We start from the raw sequence: 19,976 nt of genomic DNA on the forward strand, positions 1-19,976 counted from the left end.
ACCGGCGGCCCCCTGAAAGCGTCACAGGTCGATGGTGACATCGCCGATGGGCCGCGAGCAGCAGGCCAGGATATAGCCCGCCTCGACATCCTCGTCGGTGATGCCGCCATTGTGGACCATGTGGACCTGGCCCGAGAGCTTGAGCACCTGGCAGGTGCCGCAGATGCCCATGCCGCAGCCCGAGGGGATGGGGATGCCCGCCGCCCGCGCCGTGGCCAGGATGGTCTCGGTCTCGGCCGCCCGCGCGGTCTTGCCCGAGGCGGAAAAGCGGACCTCGGCCAGCGCATCCTCCTGCGGCACCACGTCCTCGGGCACCGTCTCGGCCTCGGCCGGCGGGCCGCCGAAGCTTTCCTGGTGATAGCGGGCCATGTCGTAGCCCAGCCCGTGCAGGATATCGCGCACCGCCTGCATGAAGGGCTCGGGGCCGCAGCAATAGACGTCGCGCTCCAGGTAGTCTGGCGCGATCAGGCCCAGCATCAGCTGGTTGAACATGCCGCGATAGCCAGTCCAGGGCCGATAGGGGTCGGGTTCCTCGACGATCCATTTCAGGTCGATGCCGGCGACGCGCGTCGCCATGTATTCCAGCCCCTCGCGGAAGATGATCTCGGAGGGGCGGCGGGCGCAGTTGACGAAGACGATGTCGGGGTCGCGCCCGGAATCGTAAAGGAAGGTGGTCATCGACATCATCGGCGTGATGCCCGAGCCGGCCGAGATGAACAGGTATTTCTCGGCCGGATCCTGCATCATCGAGAACTTGCCCGCCGGTCCCCTGGCCTTGATCCGCATGCCGGGCCGCAGGTGGTCGAACATCCAGCGCGTGCCGATGGACGCCTTCTGCGCCTTGACCGTCACCGTCAGCGAGGTCGGCCGCGAGGGCGAGGACGAGATCGTGTAGGTGCGATGCAGCGGCCCCCTGGGCAGGGGCAGCTCCAGGGTCAGGAACTGCCCCGGCTCGAAGCTGAACAGCGCGCCGGATGGGCTGCGAAAGCAGAAGGTCATCACATCCGGCGCCTCGCGCAGGAACGATACGCATTCCAGCTCTTCGGCGTCGGTCCAGAAGGCCAGCGTCGGTTTCGTCGGCGCGTTCATGGTCACTCGGCCGCCATGCGGCTGGGGGCGAGGCTACGTTCCATCCATGCGGCATACCAGTCGATGAACTGGATCACGCCGCTTTCCCAGTCGGGCGAATAGGGGCCGGGAACATAGGCAGGCGAGAAGATACCTTCCTGGTTGGTCTCGACGATCTCGCGATCCTCGTCATTGGTGGCGATCCAGACCTCGGTCAAGCGCTTGAGGTCGTAATCCACGCCCTCGACCGCGTCCTTGTGCACCAGCCAGGTCGTCGTCACCTCGGTCTCGGTCGGGCTGATCGGGGTGACGCGGAAGGTCAGCGAATGGTCGGGCAGGAAGTGGTTCCAGGTCGAGGGATAGTGGAACACCAGCAGCGAGCCGGCGTCAGACTTGGCCACGCGACCCAGCTGCCGCGCCACCGCCGCCTTGCCGTCCATCGTGTAGCTGACGGCGGTTTCCTGCAGCGGCATCCGCGCCAGCCGGAACTGGCCGTCGCCGCCCAGCAGGAACTGCGCCGGGGCGCCCACCGAGGCGCAGGCGTCGAAATGCGCCTGCAACCGGGCCGAGATCGAGCCGTCGGCCGACACGCCCGCCACCTCGGGGTCCAGCGGGAAGGACCGGCACAGCGCCGGGTGGTTGCCGCTGCAATGATAGCATTCGCGGTTGTTTTCCCAGACGAGCTTCCAGTTGCCCTTCTCGATGATCGAGGAGCTGTAGGCGACCTTGGCGTCCTGAAGGTCATGGACTGCCAGATAAGGCTCGGCCTGGCGGGCGAAATCCTCGAAATCCGGGGGGTTGTCCGACAGGCAGATATAGATCAGCCCCTTGAGGTTGCGCAGCGCCACCCCGCGCAGCCCGTGCTGCGTCGGGTCGAAGTCGGGCCCCATGCTGTTGGCCCAGATCAGCTTGCCGTCCAGGTCATAGGTCCATTGGTGATAGGGACAGACCAGCTTGGCCACCTGGCCCTCGCGCGCCTTGCAGACGATCGAGCCGCGATGCCGGCAGGAGTTGTGGAAGGCGCGGATTTCCCCGTCGCGGCCCTTGACGATGACGATGTTGTAGGCGCCGATCCGCAGCGTCGCGTAGCTGCCGGGCTTGACCAGCTGGCAGGCCGGGATGGCATAGAGCCATTCGCGGTAGAAGATATGCTCCAGATCCTGCTGATAGATCTCGGGCGAGGTATAGAAGGGCTGTTCCAGCGCGTGTCCGGGCACACGGCGGGCAAGCAGGTCATGCAGATTCGTGTTGGTGGCGGACATGTTCGGCTTCCATGGGATGAGGGTGAATCCTGCCTGCGACAATCGGCTGCATGCGGCATCTTGACAACGGCATAAAAATTCACCTTGGCTTAGCTGATCTAACCTGAAAGCCACCGGGAGCGAGTTGGTTGCGCAGACCCTACGACCTTGCCTCGATCACCGCCCTGATGTGTTTCGAGGCCGCGGCCCGCAAGATGAGCTTCAAGGAAGCCGCAAGGGAGACTAACGTCACCCCCGCCGCGATCAGCCACCAGATCAAGGCGCTGGAGCAGGATCTGGGCTGTGCGCTGTTCATCCGCCGGCATCGCGGGGTGGAACTGACCGAGAAGGGCGCCTTCCTGCTGGTCGCCCTGCAGCGCGGCTTCGAGACCATCTCGGATTGCGTCACGCAGTTGCGCGCAAGCCCCGAGGCGGTCGATGTCACCATCCGCGCCACGACCGCGGTCAGCGCGCTGTGGCTGACCCCCAAGATCGGCGCGTTCTGGAAGGATCATCCGGGCATCACCGTTTCGCAGATCATCAGTGACGTGCCGGGCTCGGGCGGCCGGCACGACCTGAGCATCCGCTATGCCATTCCCCAGGACACCGGCGAGGAATGGCGGCCACTGTTCCATGACCGGATCCTTGCCCTGGGAACCGAGCGCTTTCGCCAAGAACACGGCATTCGCAGCGCCGCCGACCTGATGTCTGCCCCGCTGATCCACATGCGCAGCGAGGAGAACGACTGGACCGGCTGGACGGAATGGTTCGCCGCCCTGGGCCTTTCCGTGCCAAGGGGGCGCAGCCTGCATGTGAACAACCACATGATCGCCCTGCAGGCGGCCGAGGACGATGTCGGCGCGGTGCTGGGCTGGGACGGGCTGCTTGGAAACCTGCTGGAACAGGGCCGGCTGGTCCAGCTGGTGCCGGAAAGCATCCCTTCTCCGGCCGGCTTCTACCTGACGATCCACCCCCGCGCCTCGGCGAAAGCCCGGCTGTTCGCGGATTGGCTGGCCGAGGGCTGAATCGCGTCAGAGCTGGCGATAGACCCGTGCCGTATCTTCCTCGAAATGGCGCAACTCGTCCTGCCGGCGGGCCTCGGACCAGCCGAGGCTGGCAGCGGCGATGCGCGACAGCGCCTCGGCCCGGCCCCGGCCCAGGTCGGGCTCCAGCCCGTCCGGCAGGCGGCGGCGGATCAGGTCGGCAAGGCGCACGACATGTTCGCAGGCCGCCATCTGGCCGATGCCTTGGTCCTTGGTTTCGGGCGCCGGAATGACGCCGGCGGGCTCCGGTCCCCGCCTTCCCAGGCGTCTTTCGACGCTGCGCGCCACCTTCCGCGCTGCATGGCGATGCAGCATGATGGTCGAGCCGGTGACCGCCAGCAGGCCGGGCATCGCGGGATCCTCGGCCACCTCGACCGGCAGGCTGGTCACCCGGCCGTCGCGGGTCGAGGTCGGCCGCACCCCGCACCAGCAATGCAGCACATCCGCGCGCGTCAGTTGCAGGTCGGGGAACAGGTGGTTGGCCTCGGCCAGGATATAGTCGATCTCGGCGTCCTCGACGCGGATGTCGTCGGGATCGGCGGTGACCTCGGTCTCGGTCGGGCCGATGAAGTGAAAATCGCGCCAGGGAAAGACGTAATAGGGCTCGCCCTTGCGGGAAAAGGCTTCCAGGCCCTGGCCGCGGAATGCCTCGGGCAGGCGCAGCATGACATTGACGCCCTTGACGCCGATCACCCGCCGCTTGCCCGAGCCGCCGCCCGGCACCCGGTCGATCCAGGGACCGGCGGCGTTCACCACGATGCGGGCGCGGATCTGCGCCCGGCCCTGCATATCGGGGGCGCGCTCGTCCAGCGTGACCAGCCAAGCCTCGCCCTCGCGCGCGATGGCCGTCACCTCGGCATAGGTGCGGAGAGTGGCGCCGCGCCGCTCGGCATCCAGCGCGGTATCGACGCAGATGCGCTCGGGCCAGGCATACATGTATTCCTCGAACACGCCCACGCCGCGCAGCGGGCCACCCAGGGCCGCGGCCATGGCGCTTTCGCCGGCGGCTTTCGCAGGCGGGAGGCGGCGATAGGACAAGGGCACCTGCCATCCGTCCAGCGCCTCGACCAGCCGAAAGCCCAGATCGACCAGCCATGGCGGATAGCGATCGCCCTGGCGGAACGGATAATGGAAGCGGTGCTTGGTCAGGTGCCCGGGCATGTCGCGCACCAGTTCGGCCCGGCAGCGCATCACGTCGCGGGTGTAGAGCAGCCGCCGGATCATGTCGGCGGGCCGAAAGGGCATCTGCCACAGCGGATAGCGCGCGGCGAGATAGCCGAGCCCGGAATAGAGCATGCGGCTGGAGCGCGACGAGGTGCCGGCGCCGATATCGCCGCGGTCGACCAGCAGCGTGCGAAAGCCGCGCCCCGCCAGTTGCCGGGCGCTGGCGCAGCCGACCGCGCCGGCGCCGATGACGATCACGTCGTATTCGGTCTGGTCGAGGCTGGTAAGGGCAGGGCGGGTCACGCCGGACCCTCCGCCATGCGCCGCGCCTTCTCGGTCGCCGCCTCCAGCGCCGCGACGACGGCGCGGCTGAAGCCTGCCGCCTCGGCGGCCTCGAGGCCGGCGGCGGTGGTGCCGCGATAGTCGCGATAGGCGGCGACCAGGGCAGGGGCCTCGGTGATCCGCCTCTCCAGCAGCCGCGCGCCGCCGACCACCGCCGCCTCGGCCGCGCGCCAGGCGATGGCGTCCGCGACGCCCTGCGCCCGCATGAACCCGGCCATCGCCACCGCCATCAGCGCCGGATAGGCGGCGCCCGAGCCGGGCAGGGCGGTCATCAGGTCGATTTCGGCCTCGCTCGACAACTCGTCTGTGGTGCCGATGGCCGAGAGCAGGTGCCGCACAGTGTCACGGTCGGTATCCGTCACCCCTTCGGCGGACCAGAAGGGCGAATAGGAGGCGCCGATCTCGGCGGCGGCATTCGGCATGACCCGCACGATCCGGCCGCCGCAGCGGGCCAGTTCGCGGGCATTCACCCCGGCCATGAGGGACAGGATCAGCCGCCCCTCGGCCCGCAGCGCCAGCTCCGGCCAGTCCTCGGGCCGCACCGAGACCACGATCACGTCGCTCTGCGCCACGAGATCCGCCACGTCCCGCGCCCAGACCACATCGGCATGGCCGTGATAATCGGGGCGTGGCCCGCTGCGGTTCAAGAGCGCCAGATCGCCCGGCTGGACGATGCCGCGCGACAAAAGCCCCGCGCCAAGCGCCGAGCCCAGCCAGCCGGTGGCGCCGATGATACCGATCCTCATGCGCCTGCCCCCGCACTTCCGGTATATGCGTTGATGGCTTCCTGGAAGGGTATGATGCCGATGGTGCTTCCGTCGGCGGTCTGGACGCGCAGGGCCTGCAGGCGGCTTGCGGCCATGTGCTGGAGGGCCTCGGCGATGCTGGCCTCGGGGGCGATGGCGGCCTCGGGCAGGGCGTCGAAACCGTGCTGGGCCAGCATCACCGCGCCGACCTTCAGCACCTTGCCGCGGTCGACATGCTGGACGAAATTGGCCACGTAATCGTCGGCCGGGCGCAGCACGATGTCCTGCGCCGTGCCCTGCTGGATCACCGAGCCGTCGCGCAAAAGCGCGATGCGGTCGCCGATGCGCAAGGCCTCGTCGAGGTCGTGGGTGATGAAGACGATGGTCTTCTTCACCTCCTGCTGCAAATCCAGCAGCACCGTCTGCATGTCATAGCGGATCAGCGGGTCCAGCGCCGAATAGGCCTCGTCCATCAAGAGGATCGGCGCGTCATTGGCCAGGGCGCGGGCCAGGCCCACGCGCTGCTGCATGCCGCCCGAAAGCTGGCTCGGGTAGCTCTTCTCGAAGCCGGCAAGGCCCACCCGCTCGATCCAGCGCATGGCGGTGCGATAGCGCTCGGCCTCCGCCATGCCCTGCACCTCCAGCCCGTAGGCGGCATTGTCCAGCACCGTGCGATGCGGCAGCAGGCCGAATTTCTGGAACACCATCGCGGTCTTGTGGCGGCGGAAGGCGCGCAGCTCGTCGCGGGACATCCCGACGACGTTGCGGCCCTCGATCACGATCTCGCCGGCGGTGGGCTCGATCAGCCGGTTGATGTGGCGGATCAGCGTCGACTTGCCGGAACCCGACAGGCCCATGATCACCTGGATGCTGCCCGGCGCGATGGAGATGTTGATGTCGCTGAGCCCCAGCACATGGCCGTGGCGGGCCTGCAGCTCGGCCTTGGTCATGCCGGCGCGCACCGCCGCGACATGGGCCTGGGGGTCCGCGCCGAAGATCTTGTAGAGGTTCTTGATCTCGATGCCGATGGGATCAGTCATGGCTGGCCTCATGGTGTTTCTGCAGCCGCTTGCCCCAGGCCTGGCTGATACGGTCGAACAGGATGGCGATGCCGACGATGGCGAAGCCGTTGAACAGGCCCATGGTGAAATACTGGTTGTTGATGGCGCGCAGCACCGGCTGGCCCAGCCCCTGCACCCCGATCATCGAGGCGATCACCACCATGGCCAGCGCCATCATGATGGTCTGGTTGATGCCGGCCATGATGGTGGGCAGCGCCAGCGGCAGCTGCGCCTTGACCAGCTTCTGCCAGGCCGAGGAGCCGAAGGCGTCGGCCGCCTCCAGCACCTCGGGATCGACCTGGCGGATGCCCAGGTTGGTCAGCCGGATCATCGGCGGGATGGCATAGATCACCACCGCGATCAGCCCCGGCACCCGGCCGATGCCCAGCAGCATCACCACCGGGATCAGGTAGACGAAGCTGGGCATGGTCTGCATGATGTCGAGGATCGGGCTGATGATCCGCTGCACCCGCTGCGAGCGCGCCATCAGGATGCCCAGCGGCAGGCCGACGGCGATCGACAAAAGCGTGGCGGCCAGCACCATGGAGATGGTCTTCATGGTGTCGTCCCACATGCCGAAGAGGCCGATCAGCACCAGGGTGGCGACCGAGCCGATCACCACGCGCAGGCTGCGGCTGGCGCCCCAGGCCAGGCCGGCCACGACCAGCAGGATCACCGGCCAGGGCGTGCCCAGAAGCAGCCGTTCGAACCAGATCAGCAGGCTCTGCAGCGGGCTGAAGAAGCCTTCGATCAGGTCGCCGTAGCTGCGCGTGAAGCTGCGGAAACCGTCGTCAATCAGCCGCTGGAGATCGCGCAGCCAGGTGCTTTTCAATTGGGGAAATGTGGTGAGCCAGGTCATGAGGATGTTGTCCGCCTGTTGCTGGGGAAGGGGGGCGCGGCTTCGACGCCGCGCCCTTTCTTTTGCCTAGAGCGCGGCTCTGATCTTCTCGGCCGCATCCGGGCTCACCCATTGCGTCCATGTTTCTTCGTTATTGCGCAGGAATTCCTGGGCGCCCGCCTCGCCGGTGGCCTGATTGTCGGTCATCCAGGCCATCAGCGCGTTGACGGTATCGTTGCTCCAGCTGCGCTTCGACAGGTAGTCCATGACGGCTGGGTCGGTCGTTTCCGAGAACTCCCTGGCCACCAGCGTGAGAACCTCGTCCACAGGCCAGGAATTGGGTTTCGGATCGGGACAATCGGCGACCGACGTGCAGCGTTTCCACTCCTCCATGTCCAGGGGGGCGCCGAAGTCGATCTGCACCATCTCGTATTTGCCGAGCAAAGCCGTGGGTGCCCAGTAATAGCCGACCCAGCCCTGCCTGCGCTCGTAAGCCCGCGCAACCGCGCCGTCATGGCCCGCCGCCGAACCGGGATCGACAAGCACGAACCCCTTGTCCTCGGCGCCGAAGGCCTTGGCAAGCTGCGTGGTGACGATATTGCCGCCCCAGCCCGCAGGCCCCGTGTAGATGGCGCCCTTGCCCGGCTCTTCCGGCGCGGGGAAAAGTTCGGGATGGGCAAGGACATCCGCGGCGGTCCGGATCTCGGGATGTTCGTCCTGGATATATTTGGGGATGAACCAGCCCTGGACACCGCCATCCGACAGCGCCCTGCCGACCGAAACGATCTTGCCCTCGGCAAGCCCGGTCTCGAACAGTTCCGGCATCAGCCCGACCCAGCCTTCGGGAACCACTTCGGGTTTTCCCTTTTCGACCAGCGAGGTGATGGCCGGGACGGTATCGGCAATGGTGATCTCGGCGTCGCAGCCATAGCCTTCGTTCAGGATGAACTGATCGAGGCTGGCCAGGACCTCGGCGCTTTGCCAGTTCATGCTGGCAATGGTCAGGCTGCCGCAATCGGCCGAGGCGGTGCCGGCCAGCACCAGGAAGGGCAGGGCTGCTGTGCCGAGGAAATAGGGTCGTCTCATGGTCTTTTTCCCTGTCGTGACATAAGCTCTCGTTGCCCGGATCGTCGCACTATCCGGGGGGCTGGAAGGAGAGCAGCCTCTCCATATCGCTGCCGGGGCGCTGTTACGGTGGCGGCTTGGCGGCGGTTTTCACCCGGGCGTTGAAGCGGGCGATCTCGCGCGGCTCGGCGCTCTGCCCGGTATAGATCTCGACATAGGTCGGGATGCGCGCGAGCCGGGTTTCCAGCTCCTCCTGCACCCGCATCGAGATATAGCCGATCTGCGTCAGATAGATGGTGCGCGCCCGCACGTCGGCCTCCTGCTCGCCATGCCCCCAGCGCACCAGCATCTCGCGCAGCGCCGAAAGCCGCGTCTCGTCCGCAGCCGCGACGCGCACGGCCACCGTGTCGTCCTGCAAGGCCCAGCTGCGCACCGCGAATTCCAGCTTGCTGTCGAAGACCCCCGACAGAAAGCAGGCCAGCACGTTCAGCATCGCCTCCGCCCGGCTCTCGGCATATTCTTGCGCCGCCTTGACCAGGGGATCGGTCGTCCGCTCCTCCCAGCCGTCGATCAGCGCGGTCAGCAGCGCCTCGCGATCCTCGAAGAACCAGTAGAAGCTGGTGCGCGACAGGTTCAGATGCCGGGCCAGGGGCTGGATCTTCACCGCGTCGATGCCGCCGTCGATCAGCGCCTGGTAGCCGGCCTCCAGCCAGCCCTCACGCGACCCACGCCATCCGGTTTCAGCGGTTGCTGCACGATTTCTCATGCCCTTGCAGTAGCCCGGTATTCGATTCGCCGCAAGAAAAAATGTCCTGTCATGATCCCGTTGTGTGCATGATTGATTTTTTAATTGACACATATGAACATTACCCCGATCCTGAACGGCGACTCCCCACCCCGCACAGGCAGAGCCGATGTCGAACGATCCCCTTCTGCAGCCCTATCAGCTGAAGCACCTGGTGCTGCGCAACCGCATCATGATCACCAGCCACGAGCCGGCCTATCCCGAGGACGGCATGCCCAAGGACCGCTACCGCGCCTATCATGTCGAGCGCGCCAAGGCCGGGGTGGCGCTGACCATGACCGCCGGCTCGGCCTCGGTCTCGCGCGACAGCCCGCCGGTGTTCAACAATATCCTGGCCTGGAAGGACGAGGTGGTCGGCTGGATGAAGAAGCTGACCGACGAATGCCACGACCACGGCTGCGCGGTGATGATCCAGCTCACCCATCTGGGCCGGCGCACCCGCTGGGACAAGGCCGACTGGCTGCCCGTCGTCTCGCCCAGCTTTGAGCGCGAGGCGGCGCATCGCTCGTTCCCGAAGAAGATGGAGGACTGGGACATCGAGCGCATCATCGGCGACTATGTCGATGCGGCCGAGCGCATGAAGGCCGCGGGGCTCGACGGGCTTGAGATACAGGCCTACGGCCATCTGATGGACCAGTTCTGGTCGCCGCTGACCAACGACCTCGATGGCCCCTATGGCGGCAGCCTCGACAACCGGCTGCGCTTCACCTTCGACGTGCTGCGCGGCATCCGCGCACGCTGCGGCGAGGATTTCATCCTGGGCGTGCGCTATACCGGCGACGAGGACCTGCCGGGCGGGCTGACCGCCGAGGACGGGCTGGCGATCTCGCAAAAGCTCAAGGACAGCGGGCTGGTCGACTTCCTGAACGTGGTCAAGGGCCATATCGACACCGATGCCGGGCTGACCGACGTGATCCCGGTGCAGGGCATGCGCAACGCCCCGCATCTGGACTTCGCCGGGCAGATCCGCAAGGCCACCGGCTTCCCGACCTTCCACGCCGCCAAGATCCCCGACGTGCCGACCGCCCGCCACGCCATCGCCGCGGGGCTTCTCGACATGGTCGGCATGACGCGGGCGCATATGGCCGACCCGCATCTGGTCCGCAAGGTGACCCTAGGCCGCGAGGACGACATCCGCCCCTGCGTCGGCGCCAATTACTGTCTCGACCGCATCTACCAGGGCGGCATGGCCTTCTGCCTGCACAATGCCGCCACCGGGCGCGAGCAGACCATGCCGCACACCATCCCGCCCGCCCCGGCGAAGAAGCGCATCACCGTGGTCGGCGCCGGTCCCGCCGGCATGGAGGCCGCCCGCGTCGCGGCCGAGCGCGGCCATGCCGTCACCGTCTTCGAGGCCGCCGACCAGCCCGGCGGCCAGATCCGCCTGACCGCGCTGGACGAGCGCCGCCGCGAGATGATCTCGATCATCGCCTGGCGCATGGCGCAATGCGAGAAGCATGGCGTGAAGTTCCGCTTCAACACCTTCGCCGATGCGGCCGAGGTGCTGGCCACCGAGCCCGACGAGGTGATCGTCGCCACCGGCGGGCTGCCGCATGTCGAGGTGCTGGAGCAGGGCAACGAGCTGGTCTCATCCGCCTGGGACATCCTGTCGGGCGACGTGAAGCCGGGCCAGAACGTGCTGATCTTCGACGATGCCGGCGACCATGCGGCGCTGCAGGCCGCCGACCTGATCTCGGCCAGCGGCGCCGCGGTCGAGATCGTGACCCCGGACCGCAGCTTCTCGCCCGAGGTGATGGCGATGAACCTGGTGCCCTATATGCGCAACCTGCAAAAGCGCGACACCACCTTCACCGTCACCTGGCGGCTCCGCTCGGTGACGCGCGAGGGCAACCGGCTGCGCGCGCGCCTGGGCAGCGATTACGGCGCCTTCACCCGCGAGCGCATCGTCGACCAGGTGGTGGTCAACCACGGCACCCGGCCGCTGGACGAGCTCTATTTCGAGTTGAAGCCGCTCTCCTCGAACCTGGGCGAGGTCGATTACGAGGCGCTGACCACCGGCGGGTTGCAGGAGGTGCGCAAGAACCCCGGGGGCCGCTTCCGCCTCTACCGCATCGGCGATGCCGTCGCCGCCCGCAACACCCATGCCGCGATCTACGACGCGCTGCGGCTGCTCAAGGATCTGTGAGGCACCAGGGGAGCGGGGAGGCACGCCGACGCCATGCTGCATCCGGGAGGTGAACCGAAATGCCGAGACACCAGGCTTGGCAAGGCTTTCTCGATGTCGCCTTGCCCGCCATGCGGGCACGCGCCCGTGACGGCAATTCGCCGGCCTCGCTTCAGGGCATTTCCGAGGCAATCCTCTCGGTTGGGGACCAAGGGGCGGCACCGGCCGGCCTGCCGGTGGTCGAGGCTTGGCTCGACACAGCCCTGGCCGTCCCATGGAACACCAGGACTTGCCGATCTTTTGCAGGCGGTGCAGCGGCTGGCGCCGCTCATGTGCTGGCGCAGGCGGACCGGCGATGCCGCCGCCAGCGCGAATGTGCCGAAAGCCATGCCAATGCCATGCTGCTCGGCCCCGCCGGCATCCAGGAGCGCCGCGACCCCAGGATCAGCCTCAACCTGCTTGCACCGCAGACCCGTTATCCCGTCCACCAGCATGCGCCCGAGGAAACCTATCTGGTCCTGTCGCCCGGCCAATTCCTCAAGCCGGAGCGCGACTGGTTCGAGCCCGGCGGCGGCGGCAGCTTCTTCGTGCCACCCAATGCGGTTCATGCCATGCGGGCCGAGGAGGAACCGCTGTTCGCGCTCCGGGCGCTCCGGGCCTGACGGATCAACGACAACAGCAGGAAGGTCAATGCCATGAAGATCCTCGTGCCAGTGAAGCGGGTGATCGACTACAACGTGAAGGCGCGGGTTCGCGCGGATGGCACGGGTGTCGATCTGGCGAATGTGAAGATGTCGATGAACCCGTTCGACGAGATCGCGGTGGAGGAGGCGATCCGTCTGAAGGAAGCCGGCAAGGCCGAGGAGGTGATCGCGGTCAGCATCGGCGTCAAGCAGGCGGCCGAGACGCTGCGCACCGCGCTGGCCATGGGCGCCGACCGGGCGATCCTGGTGGTGGCCGCGGACGACGTGCAGCAGGACATCGAGCCGCTGGCGGTGGCGAAGATCCTGGCCAAGGTCGCCGAAGCCGAGGGCACCGAGCTGGTCATCGCCGGCAAGCAGGCCATCGACAACGACATGAACGCCACCGGCCAGATGCTGGCGGCGATCCTGGGCTGGGCGCAGGCGACCTTCGCCAGCAAGGTCGAGATCGAAGGGGCCAAGGCCAAGGTGACGCGCGAGGTCGACGGCGGCCTCCAGACCATCGCGGTGGCGCTGCCGGCGGTGGTCACCGCCGACCTGCGGCTGAACGAGCCGCGCTATGCGAGCCTGCCGAACATCATGAAGGCCAAGAAGAAGCCCTTGGAGGAAAAGACCGCCGGTGATTACGGCGTCGACGTCGCGCCGCGTCTCGAGGTGGTCTCGGTGCGCGAGCCCGAGGGCCGCAAGGCCGGCATCAAGGTCGGCTCGGTGGACGAGCTGCTGGGCAAGCTGAAAGAAGCGGGGGTGATCTGATGGCTGTTCTGCTGCTTGGGGAAGTGACGAACGGGGTGCTGAACCGCGATGCGACGGCGAAGGCGGTGCAGGCGGTCAAGGCGCTTGGCGATGTGACGGTGCTCTGCGCCGGCGCCTCGGCCAAAGCGGCCGCCGAGGAGGCGGCGACGATCGCCGGGGTCGCCAGGGTGCTGGTCGCGGAAGCCCCGCTTTACGGCCACCGCCTGGCCGAGCCGACCGCGGCGCTGATCGTGTCGCTGGCCGGGGATTACGACCACATCGCCGCGCCGGCGACCACGGACGCCAAGAACGTCATGCCGCGGGTTGCGGCGCTTCTCGACGTGATGGTGCTGTCGGACGTCTCGGCCATCCTCGACGCGAACACGTTCGAGCGGCCGATCTATGCCGGCAACGCCATCCAGGTGGTGAAGTCGCGGGACGCGAAGAAGGTCTTCACCATCCGCACCGCCAGCTTCGACGCGGCGGGGATCGGCGGCAACGCCCCGGTCACCGAGGCCGCGCTGGCCGCCGATCCGGGCCTGTCGAGCTGGGTCGCCGACGAGGTGGCCGAGAGCGACCGTCCCGAGCTGACCTCGGCGAAACGCGTGGTCTCGGGCGGCCGCGGCCTCGGCTCGAAGGAGAGCTTCGCGATCATCGAAGAGCTGGCCGACAAGCTCGGCGCCGCGGTGGGCGCCTCGCGCGCGGCGGTGGACAGCGGCTATGCCCCGAACGACTGGCAGGTGGGCCAGACCGGCAAGGTGGTCGCCCCCGAGCTCTATGTCGCGGTGGGCATCTCCGGCGCGATCCAGCACCTGGCGGGGATGAAGGACAGCAAGGTGATCGTGGCGATCAACAAGGACGAGGAGGCGCCGATCTTCCAGATCGCCGATTACGGCCTGGTCGGCGACCTGTTCACCGTGGTCCCGGAACTGACCGGCAAGCTCTGAGGGCTTTCACCGTTTCCGCAAATACCCCGGGGGGAGCGACCCCGCGGCCCCGTCGAGGGGCCACGGGGCCGCGGGGGCAGAGCCCCCGGACCCTGCGCACCGCAACCACCATCAGCCAGCCAAGGGGGCCGAGCCATGTCCGAAATTGAACGCGAATCGATGGATTACGACGTGGTGATCGTCGGCGGCGGCCGTACCGACCTGCCGCAGATCGTCGACCGGTACATGAACGGCAAGATCGAACTCGCCCCGATGATCACCCGCACCCTGTCGCTCGATGGCCTCGGCAAGCGCTTCGACCTGATGCATGCGGGCGAATCCATCCGCGCGGCCATGCCTTATTGAAGGGTGCGATGCGTCGGCGACTGTTCCCGACGAGTCGCATCGATTTTATTTCCGTCAGAGACGAGAGGCAATCTTGGTTCGTCGTTACTATGATCTTCCGTCCCTCAGCGCGCTGGCCGTGTTCGAAGCGGCGGCCAGGCATTCGAGCTTCAAGCTCGCGGCGCAAGAATTGAACGTGACGCCGGGCGCGGTCAGCCGTCAGATCAAGTCCGTCGAAATGGAGCTGGGCGCACCGCTATTCCTGAGAAACGGCAAGGGCGTCGTGCTGACCGGGGCGGGCGAGGAACTGTTCCACGTCCTGGCAAGCGGCTTTTCCCGCGCATCCGAGGTCATCCGCTCGATCAAGGAAGGCGAGGCCTCCAACATCGTCGCGATCGCATGCAGCGATGTCTTTGCGACCATGTGGCTTATCCCGAGGATGCCGGATTTCTGGGCCCGGCATCCCAGGGTGTTCGTGGATCACGTCATCTGGGAAAACGCACGAAACTATCGCAGAAGCGATGTCGAGCTGCGGGTGCGATACGGTCTCGGCTCATGGGCTGATGAAACGGCGGAATTGCTGTTTGACGACTGGATCTATCCGGTATGCAGCCCGGATTTCGCGCGGCAGCACGAGGGGGCCGGGATCGCCGATCTGGTGGACCTGCCGCTGCTGAGCGTGGAATGGGTCGAGCCTGACTGGCTGGGCTGGGACGAGATCCTGTTGCGCGGCGGGGTCAGGGCAGGGGCCCTGAGGGGACGGCGCTTCGGAAAGTTCAGCATCGCCTTGCAGGCCGCCATGGCCGACCAGGGGCTGGTGATCGGATGGCACCGGCTGGTCGGGCCGCTGATCGAGCAGGGCGCCCTGGTCCGTTTCACCGATCTGGTCATCCCGGCACCTGGGGGCTATTACCTGACTAGGAACAGCACGCGCAAACTGTCGGATACCGCCATGGTCATGCGCGACTGGATCCGGGAACAGGCCCGGCAGGTGCGCGAGACCCCCTGCCCCGGCGGAGGCCGCCCTCCGGCTTGAGGTGCCAGGGGATCCATTCGGATTGGTAGCGGTTCCGCGGCCCCGGTTGACTTCAGCTCAACTCGACTTGGAAATTTTCGTGCGTTGCCCCGAATCCGAACCCGCTTCTTGATGGGGGCGATCGTCTCGCACCCGCCGGGGCCGGGATCGATCCGACCGAACCAGGGAAACTGCGATGTCATCAGACGATACAATTCCGATACGAATGACCGGCGCCTTGCTGACCGGCCATGGCGGATTCGAAAAGCTGGAGATCCGGGACGACCTGCCGGTCCCGGAGCCCGGGCCGGGCGAGGTGCTGATCAAGGTCGCCGCGGCCGGCATCAACAATACCGACATCAACACCCGGATCGGCTGGTATTCCAAGGGCGTCACCAGCGCGACCTCGGCCGGCGGGGCCGAAGGCTATGAAACGACGAATGACGACGACGCCAGCTGGTCCGGCACCGCCCTCACGTTCCCGCGCATCCAGGGCGCCGATTGCTGCGGACGCATCGTCGCGGTGGGCGAGGGGGTCAGTCCCGACCGCATCGGCGAGCGGGTGCTGGTGCGCAACATGCTGCGTTCCTATGTCGGCTATCGTCCCTGGGAATGCTGGACCTTCGGGTCGGAATGCGACGGGGCCTTCGCGCAATATGCCAAGGCGCCGGCGCGCGAGACCTACAAGGTCGATTGCGACTGGAGCGATGTCGAACTGGCCTCGGTGCCCTGCGCCTATTCGACCGCGGAAGGCATGGTCCATCGCGCGCGGGTCGGCGAGGGCGAGCATGTGCTGATCACCGGCGCATCTGGCGGGGTCGGCTCGGCGGCGATCCAGCTGGCCCGGCGCAGGGGCGCACGGGTGTCCGCCATCGCAGGACAGAACAAGGCCGAGCAATTGAAGGCCCTTGGCGCCGACCATGTGATCCCGCGCGGCGACAGACTGGCGGACCATATCGAGCCGCAATCGGTCGATGTCGTCCTGGATGTGGTGGCCGGCCCGGCTTTCCCCGAGCTTCTCCAGGTGCTGAAGCGCGGCGGGCGCTATGCGGTGGCCGGCGCCATCGCCGGGCCGATCGTCGAACTGGACGTGCGGACACTGTATCTGAAGGATCTGACCTTCTTCGGCTGCACCTTCCAGGAAGACGAGGTCTTCGAGAACCTGATCTCCTATATCGAGCGCGGCGAGATCCGGCCGAATGTCGCCGGAACCTGGCCCCTGGAGCAGATCGTGGATGCCCAGAAGGAATTCCTGTCCAAGAGCACCGGCGGCAAGCTGGTGCTGACCATCCCCCAATAAGGCGGCATTCATGTCCGAACTTGCAATCGACAAAATCGACGTGTTCCGGGTGGAACTGCCTTATTCGGGCGGGGTCTACACGCTGTCCGGCGGCCGGGAGTATCGCAGCTTCGATGCGACCATCGTCCGCATCACCACCGACAACGGCCTGGAAGGGTGGGGCGAAAGCACGCCCTTCGGCTCGACCTATATCGCCTCGCATGCCTTCGGGGTCCGGGCCGGCATCGCCGAGATCGCGCCGCGCCTGCTGGGGCGGGATCCGCGCCGGGTGGATCGGATCAACGACGCCATGGATCAGGCGCTGCTGGGGCACGAGCATGCCAAGACCGCGCTGGACGTGGCCTGCTGGGACATCTTCGGCAAAGCCGTGGGCATGCCGGTCTGCGACCTGCTGGGCGGGCGCACCGATGCGCGGATGCCGGTGATCTCGTCGATCTACATGGGCGATCCCGAGGACATGCGCCGCCGCGTGGCCGAGCATCGGGCGCGGGGCTATATCGGCCATTCGGTCAAGATCGGCGGCGATCCGGCAGAAGATGCCGCGCGCATCGCCGCATCGCTGGCCGACAAGCGGCCGGGCGAGTTCTTCATCGTGGACGCGAATGGCGGGATGAGTGTCGAGACCGCCCTGCGCATGCTGCGCCTGCTGCCGCATGGCCTGGATTTCGTACTGGAGGCGCCCTGTGCGACCTGGCGCGAATGCCTGTCCCTGCGCCGCCGCACCGACGTGCCGATCATCTTCGACGAGCTGGCGCTGAGCGATGCCTCGATCGTCCAGCTGATCGCGGATGACGCCGCCGAAGGCATCGGGCTGAAGATCTCGAAGAACGGCGGGCTGACCCGTGGGCGGCGGCACCGCGATATCTGCCTGGCCGCCGGCTATACGGTCAGCGTGCAAGAGACCACCGGCTCGGACATCGCCTTCGCGGCCATCGTGCATCTTGGCCAGACGGTGCCCGAGCGTCAGCTGCGATGCTTGCTGGAATGCCGCGACATGGTCTCGCTGAAGACGGCGGACGGGGCGTTCGGTGTCGAGGCGGGGCATGTCCGTGCCCCGAACGGGCCGGGCCTGGGCGTGACCCCGCGCCTTGATGTGCTGGGCGCGCCCGTCGCTTCGTATCAGCGGTAATGGCCCGCCACCGGCACATGATCGCGACAAGCCGTCAGGCGTGGGAACGCCTGACGGCATGCCCATGCGGAAAAATCGCTTGACAGAATCGCCTTCACACAGAAAATTTCGTAGCATAAATATCGTATACGAATGCACGCAAGACCGATCCATCGCGCATGTGGAATGCCCGATCACTTGGAACTGGGTCAGGAGAGAACAATGCGGCGCCCTGTCCCGATCAATGCCGCACACAGGGAGAAAGAACGTGCACAGACTACTCGCTTCCACAGCCTTGGCTGCCGGCGTCTTTGGCGGCGCTTGGTCGGCCGCCGCGCAGGATTGCGGCAACGTGACCCTTGCGCTCCATAACGTCCAAAGCGCCGAACTGCTGACCTATGTCGACAAGTTCATCCTCGAGAACGGCTATGGCTGCCGTGTCGAGACCATTCCGGGGGATACGGTTCCCTCGACCACATCCATGATCGAGAAAGGCTCGCCCGATGTTTCTTCGGAAACCTGGGTGGACCTTCTGCCTGAAATCGTGCCGCAGGGGCTCAAGGACGGCAAGATCGTCTATGGCGCGCCGGCCCTGCCCGATGGCGGCATCCAGGGCTGGTGGATCCCCAGATACCTGGCCGACGCGCATCCCGACATCAAGACGGTCGAGGATGCCCTGGCGCATCCCGAGCTTTTCCCCGACCCGGAAAACCCCGACAAGGGCGTGATCTTCAACGGCGCCGAAGGCTGGGGGGCGACGGTGGTCACCGCGCAATTGTTCAAGGCCTACGAGGCCGAGAAAAAGGGCTTCAACCTGATGCGGCCTGGTTCGGCCGCGGGCCTGGATGGCGCCATCGCCCGAGCCTATGAGCGTCAGGAAGGCTTCATCACCTATTACTGGGCGCCGACCGCGCTTCTGGGCCGGTATGATCTGGTCCTGCTTGAGCCCAATGCCGAGCAGGATGCCGCCGAATGGCAAAGGTGCATCACCAACCTGGATTGCCCCGATCCCAAGGTGACGGCATGGCCCGTCGACACGGTCATGACCGTGGTGACCAAGGCTTTCGCCGACCGCATAGACCCGGCGATCATGGATTATTTCAACACCCGCGGCTGGAGCAATGACACCGTCGCCAGCCTGATGGCCTGGCAAGCCGAGAATCAGGCCATGGGAGAGGATGCGGCCTTGCATTTCCTGGAGGAGAACAAGGATATCTGGACGAAATGGGTTCCCGCCGAAGTCGCGGAAAAGGTCGAAGCTGCGCTTTGATCGTGACCTCTGCGTCATGGCCGGGCCGATCAACCGACCTTCTGGCGCAGTGATCCGTATTTCCCGAGCCCTTTGGTTTGCCCGGTCGTCATGACCGGGCGGGCCTTTCACATCCCACCCGCAAGCCTATCCACACAGGAGCAGCAAACATGGCATCCGCCGCTGCCACAAGCGGCGGCATGATAGGCTGGGACCATGGTCGGCGACCCACGACACCGGCAGCACGGCTTTCACGAACACAGGAAGAATGGCTTTCATGTCATGCCTCACAGCAGAACCGCGACAGGTAAATCACCGCTTGCGCCGTGACGATGCGACCCCCAAGGCTGTATTCAACCGATAACCGGAGTTATGTAAATAAACTGCCAGCCCCATCCCGATCCAGGCAGATCAATGCGATCTCTGATCGTCGGCACCAGAACCTATCGTCATCAGCCCGCACCGGTGTCGAGCAGCCGCCGCACCAGCTCGAAACTGTTGCGCACGCCGATCTTGCGGATCATGTTGGCGCGATGCACCTCGACCGTGCGGGGCGAACAGCCCAGCGACTTGGCGATCTCCTTGCTGGTAAAGCCATTGACCAGATAGCCGGCGACGCGCTTCTCGGCCGCAGTCAGCAGGCTGCCGGCACCAACCGCGGAATCCAGCGGCCGGTAGGTCCAGATCGCCAGCCGGTGCGGGTCGGCCTGGTCCATGGTCCGGCCGCGACCCTCCATCCAGACGATCTGCCCGTCCTTGCGCCGCATGAAGCGTTCGTCGCGATAGAACGGCCGCTCGCGCAGCGCCTTGCGTGCCCGCTCGCCGACCAGGTCGAAATCGGTCTGGCCGGGGTAAAGGCAGCGCATGGACCGCCCCGCCAGCTCCTGCGGCGTCCAGCCGAAGACCGCCTCGACCATCAGGCTGGCGCGGACGATCACGCGCTCGGCCAGGACCAGGGTCGCATCGGGGGCGTTCTGAAAGCCAAGGCTGTCGTAATCCCTGGCCGTCAACTGGCGATGGGCTGGCTGCATGGAATACCTATTCGACTACGTATTCCTACGGATAGAGTATTTCCACCGCATGCGACAAGCTCGGTCGCGGC

18 protein-coding genes and 1 pseudogene are annotated in these 19,976 nt (G+C 66.4%); 10 read left to right on the forward strand and 9 right to left on the reverse strand.

Annotation, left to right across the window (positions count from 1 at the left end; all coding sequences use genetic code 11):
- Positions 1-21: 21 nt before the first annotated feature.
- The gene (locus tag ESD82_RS09185; RefSeq protein ID WP_147429431.1) at positions 22-1,089 is read right to left on the reverse strand and encodes a hybrid-cluster NAD(P)-dependent oxidoreductase; all 1,068 of its coding nucleotides are present in this window, start codon (positions 1,087-1,089) and stop codon (positions 22-24) included.
- A 2-nt stretch (positions 1,090-1,091) separates the two neighbouring features.
- Positions 1,092-2,330 carry an aromatic ring-hydroxylating oxygenase subunit alpha gene (locus ESD82_RS09190; protein WP_147429290.1) on the reverse strand — a complete coding sequence of 413 codons (1,239 nt, stop codon included), beginning with the start codon at positions 2,328-2,330 and terminating at the stop codon, positions 1,092-1,094.
- Between the two features lie 128 nt (positions 2,331-2,458).
- Here ESD82_RS09190 and ESD82_RS09195 point away from each other — a divergent pair, with 128 nt between their 5' ends.
- Entirely contained in the window at positions 2,459-3,334 is an 876-nt protein-coding gene (locus tag ESD82_RS09195) for a LysR substrate-binding domain-containing protein (RefSeq protein WP_147429289.1), read from the forward strand.
- Positions 3,335-3,340: 6 nt separating this feature from the next.
- Here ESD82_RS09195 and ESD82_RS09200 read toward each other — a convergent pair whose 3' ends face one another.
- The 6 genes from ESD82_RS09200 to ESD82_RS09225 form a co-directional block, all read right to left on the reverse strand.
- Positions 3,341-4,819: an FAD-dependent oxidoreductase gene (locus tag ESD82_RS09200; protein ID WP_147429288.1), complete on the reverse strand. Its 1,479-nt coding sequence runs from the start codon at positions 4,817-4,819 to the stop codon at positions 3,341-3,343.
- Positions 4,816-5,604: a pyrroline-5-carboxylate reductase family protein gene (locus ESD82_RS09205; RefSeq protein ID WP_147429287.1), complete on the reverse strand. Its 789-nt coding sequence runs from the start codon at positions 5,602-5,604 to the stop codon at positions 4,816-4,818. The genes ESD82_RS09200 and ESD82_RS09205 overlap by 4 nt, the downstream gene beginning before the upstream one ends.
- Positions 5,601-6,644 (reverse strand): quaternary amine ABC transporter ATP-binding protein, encoded by a 1,044-nt coding sequence (locus tag ESD82_RS09210; protein ID WP_024844634.1) that lies wholly within the window; start codon positions 6,642-6,644, stop codon positions 5,601-5,603. Before ESD82_RS09210 ends, ESD82_RS09205 begins: the two co-directional genes overlap by 4 nt.
- Complete coding sequence (locus ESD82_RS09215) at positions 6,637-7,524, reverse strand: ABC transporter permease (protein ID WP_024844635.1); 888 nt, start codon at positions 7,522-7,524, stop codon at positions 6,637-6,639. The genes ESD82_RS09210 and ESD82_RS09215 overlap by 8 nt, the downstream gene beginning before the upstream one ends.
- Positions 7,525-7,590: 66 nt before the next feature.
- Positions 7,591-8,589 carry an ABC transporter substrate-binding protein gene (locus ESD82_RS09220; protein WP_024846223.1) on the reverse strand — a complete coding sequence of 333 codons (999 nt, stop codon included), beginning with the start codon at positions 8,587-8,589 and terminating at the stop codon, positions 7,591-7,593.
- A 103-nt stretch (positions 8,590-8,692) separates the two neighbouring features.
- Positions 8,693-9,334, reverse strand: coding sequence for a TetR/AcrR family transcriptional regulator (locus ESD82_RS09225; RefSeq protein ID WP_024844568.1), 642 nt, complete (start codon positions 9,332-9,334; stop codon positions 8,693-8,695).
- A gap of 148 nt (positions 9,335-9,482) precedes the next feature.
- Here ESD82_RS09225 and hpbA point away from each other — a divergent pair, with 148 nt between their 5' ends.
- From hpbA to ESD82_RS09270, 9 genes and pseudogenes are all read left to right on the forward strand, one after another.
- Positions 9,483-11,519 (forward strand): N-methyl-L-proline N-demethylase HpbA, encoded by a 2,037-nt coding sequence (gene hpbA / locus ESD82_RS09230; RefSeq protein WP_024844569.1) that lies wholly within the window; start codon positions 9,483-9,485, stop codon positions 11,517-11,519.
- A gap of 59 nt (positions 11,520-11,578) precedes the next feature.
- Positions 11,579-12,160: a dimethylsulfonioproprionate lyase family protein gene (locus ESD82_RS09235; RefSeq protein WP_147429286.1), complete on the forward strand. Its 582-nt coding sequence runs from the start codon at positions 11,579-11,581 to the stop codon at positions 12,158-12,160.
- Positions 12,161-12,193: 33 nt separating this feature from the next.
- Positions 12,194-12,952: an electron transfer flavoprotein subunit beta/FixA family protein gene (locus ESD82_RS09240; RefSeq protein ID WP_123130202.1), complete on the forward strand. Its 759-nt coding sequence runs from the start codon at positions 12,194-12,196 to the stop codon at positions 12,950-12,952.
- Entirely contained in the window at positions 12,952-13,878 is a 927-nt protein-coding gene (locus ESD82_RS09245) for an electron transfer flavoprotein subunit alpha/FixB family protein (RefSeq protein ID WP_147429285.1), read from the forward strand. Before ESD82_RS09240 ends, ESD82_RS09245 begins: the two co-directional genes overlap by 1 nt.
- A 189-nt stretch (positions 13,879-14,067) precedes the next feature.
- Positions 14,068-14,223 (forward strand): annotated as a pseudogene (locus tag ESD82_RS09250) (S-(hydroxymethyl)glutathione dehydrogenase); the annotation flags it as partial.
- Positions 14,224-14,296: 73 nt separating this feature from the next.
- Entirely contained in the window at positions 14,297-15,238 is a 942-nt protein-coding gene (locus ESD82_RS09255) for a LysR family transcriptional regulator (protein ID WP_024846063.1), read from the forward strand.
- A gap of 175 nt (positions 15,239-15,413) precedes the next feature.
- Positions 15,414-16,517, forward strand: a complete 1,104-nt coding sequence (locus ESD82_RS09260; RefSeq protein WP_211331221.1) for an alcohol dehydrogenase family protein — start codon at positions 15,414-15,416, stop codon at positions 16,515-16,517.
- A gap of 10 nt (positions 16,518-16,527) precedes the next feature.
- Positions 16,528-17,646 carry a mandelate racemase/muconate lactonizing enzyme family protein gene (locus ESD82_RS09265; protein ID WP_147429284.1) on the forward strand — a complete coding sequence of 373 codons (1,119 nt, stop codon included), beginning with the start codon at positions 16,528-16,530 and terminating at the stop codon, positions 17,644-17,646.
- Positions 17,647-17,893: 247 nt separating this feature from the next.
- Positions 17,894-18,895, forward strand: coding sequence for a glycine betaine ABC transporter substrate-binding protein (locus ESD82_RS09270; RefSeq protein WP_147429283.1), 1,002 nt, complete (start codon positions 17,894-17,896; stop codon positions 18,893-18,895).
- A gap of 431 nt (positions 18,896-19,326) precedes the next feature.
- Here ESD82_RS09270 and ESD82_RS09275 read toward each other — a convergent pair whose 3' ends face one another.
- Positions 19,327-19,905 carry a LuxR C-terminal-related transcriptional regulator gene (locus tag ESD82_RS09275; RefSeq protein ID WP_024843880.1) on the reverse strand — a complete coding sequence of 193 codons (579 nt, stop codon included), beginning with the start codon at positions 19,903-19,905 and terminating at the stop codon, positions 19,327-19,329.
- Positions 19,906-19,976: the final 71 nt, after the last annotated feature.

Origin of the sequence: Paracoccus pantotrophus, from assembly GCF_008824185.1 — a bacterium.
Classification (GTDB): Bacteria; Pseudomonadota; Alphaproteobacteria; order Rhodobacterales; family Rhodobacteraceae; genus Paracoccus; species Paracoccus pantotrophus.

Coding starts and splice junctions, on each gene's coding strand:
- ESD82_RS09185 (WP_147429431.1), bottom strand. CDS start 1,089: ATGAACGCGCCGACGAAACCGACGCTGGCCTTCTGGACCGACGCCGAA.
- ESD82_RS09210 (WP_024844634.1), bottom strand. CDS start 6,644: ATGACTGATCCCATCGGCATCGAGATCAAGAACCTCTACAAGATCTTC.
- ESD82_RS09275 (WP_024843880.1), bottom strand. CDS start 19,905: ATGCAGCCAGCCCATCGCCAGTTGACGGCCAGGGATTACGACAGCCTT.
- ESD82_RS09240 (WP_123130202.1), top strand. CDS start 12,194: ATGAAGATCCTCGTGCCAGTGAAGCGGGTGATCGACTACAACGTGAAG.
- ESD82_RS09265 (WP_147429284.1), top strand. CDS start 16,528: ATGTCCGAACTTGCAATCGACAAAATCGACGTGTTCCGGGTGGAACTG.
- ESD82_RS09245 (WP_147429285.1), top strand. CDS start 12,952: ATGGCTGTTCTGCTGCTTGGGGAAGTGACGAACGGGGTGCTGAACCGC.
- ESD82_RS09235 (WP_147429286.1), top strand. CDS start 11,579: ATGCCGAGACACCAGGCTTGGCAAGGCTTTCTCGATGTCGCCTTGCCC.
- ESD82_RS09220 (WP_024846223.1), bottom strand. CDS start 8,589: ATGAGACGACCCTATTTCCTCGGCACAGCAGCCCTGCCCTTCCTGGTG.
- ESD82_RS09205 (WP_147429287.1), bottom strand. CDS start 5,604: ATGAGGATCGGTATCATCGGCGCCACCGGCTGGCTGGGCTCGGCGCTT.
- hpbA (WP_024844569.1), top strand. CDS start 9,483: ATGTCGAACGATCCCCTTCTGCAGCCCTATCAGCTGAAGCACCTGGTG.
- ESD82_RS09190 (WP_147429290.1), bottom strand. CDS start 2,330: ATGTCCGCCACCAACACGAATCTGCATGACCTGCTTGCCCGCCGTGTG.
- ESD82_RS09225 (WP_024844568.1), bottom strand. CDS start 9,334: ATGAGAAATCGTGCAGCAACCGCTGAAACCGGATGGCGTGGGTCGCGT.
- ESD82_RS09215 (WP_024844635.1), bottom strand. CDS start 7,524: ATGACCTGGCTCACCACATTTCCCCAATTGAAAAGCACCTGGCTGCGC.
- ESD82_RS09260 (WP_211331221.1), top strand. CDS start 15,414: ATGTCATCAGACGATACAATTCCGATACGAATGACCGGCGCCTTGCTG.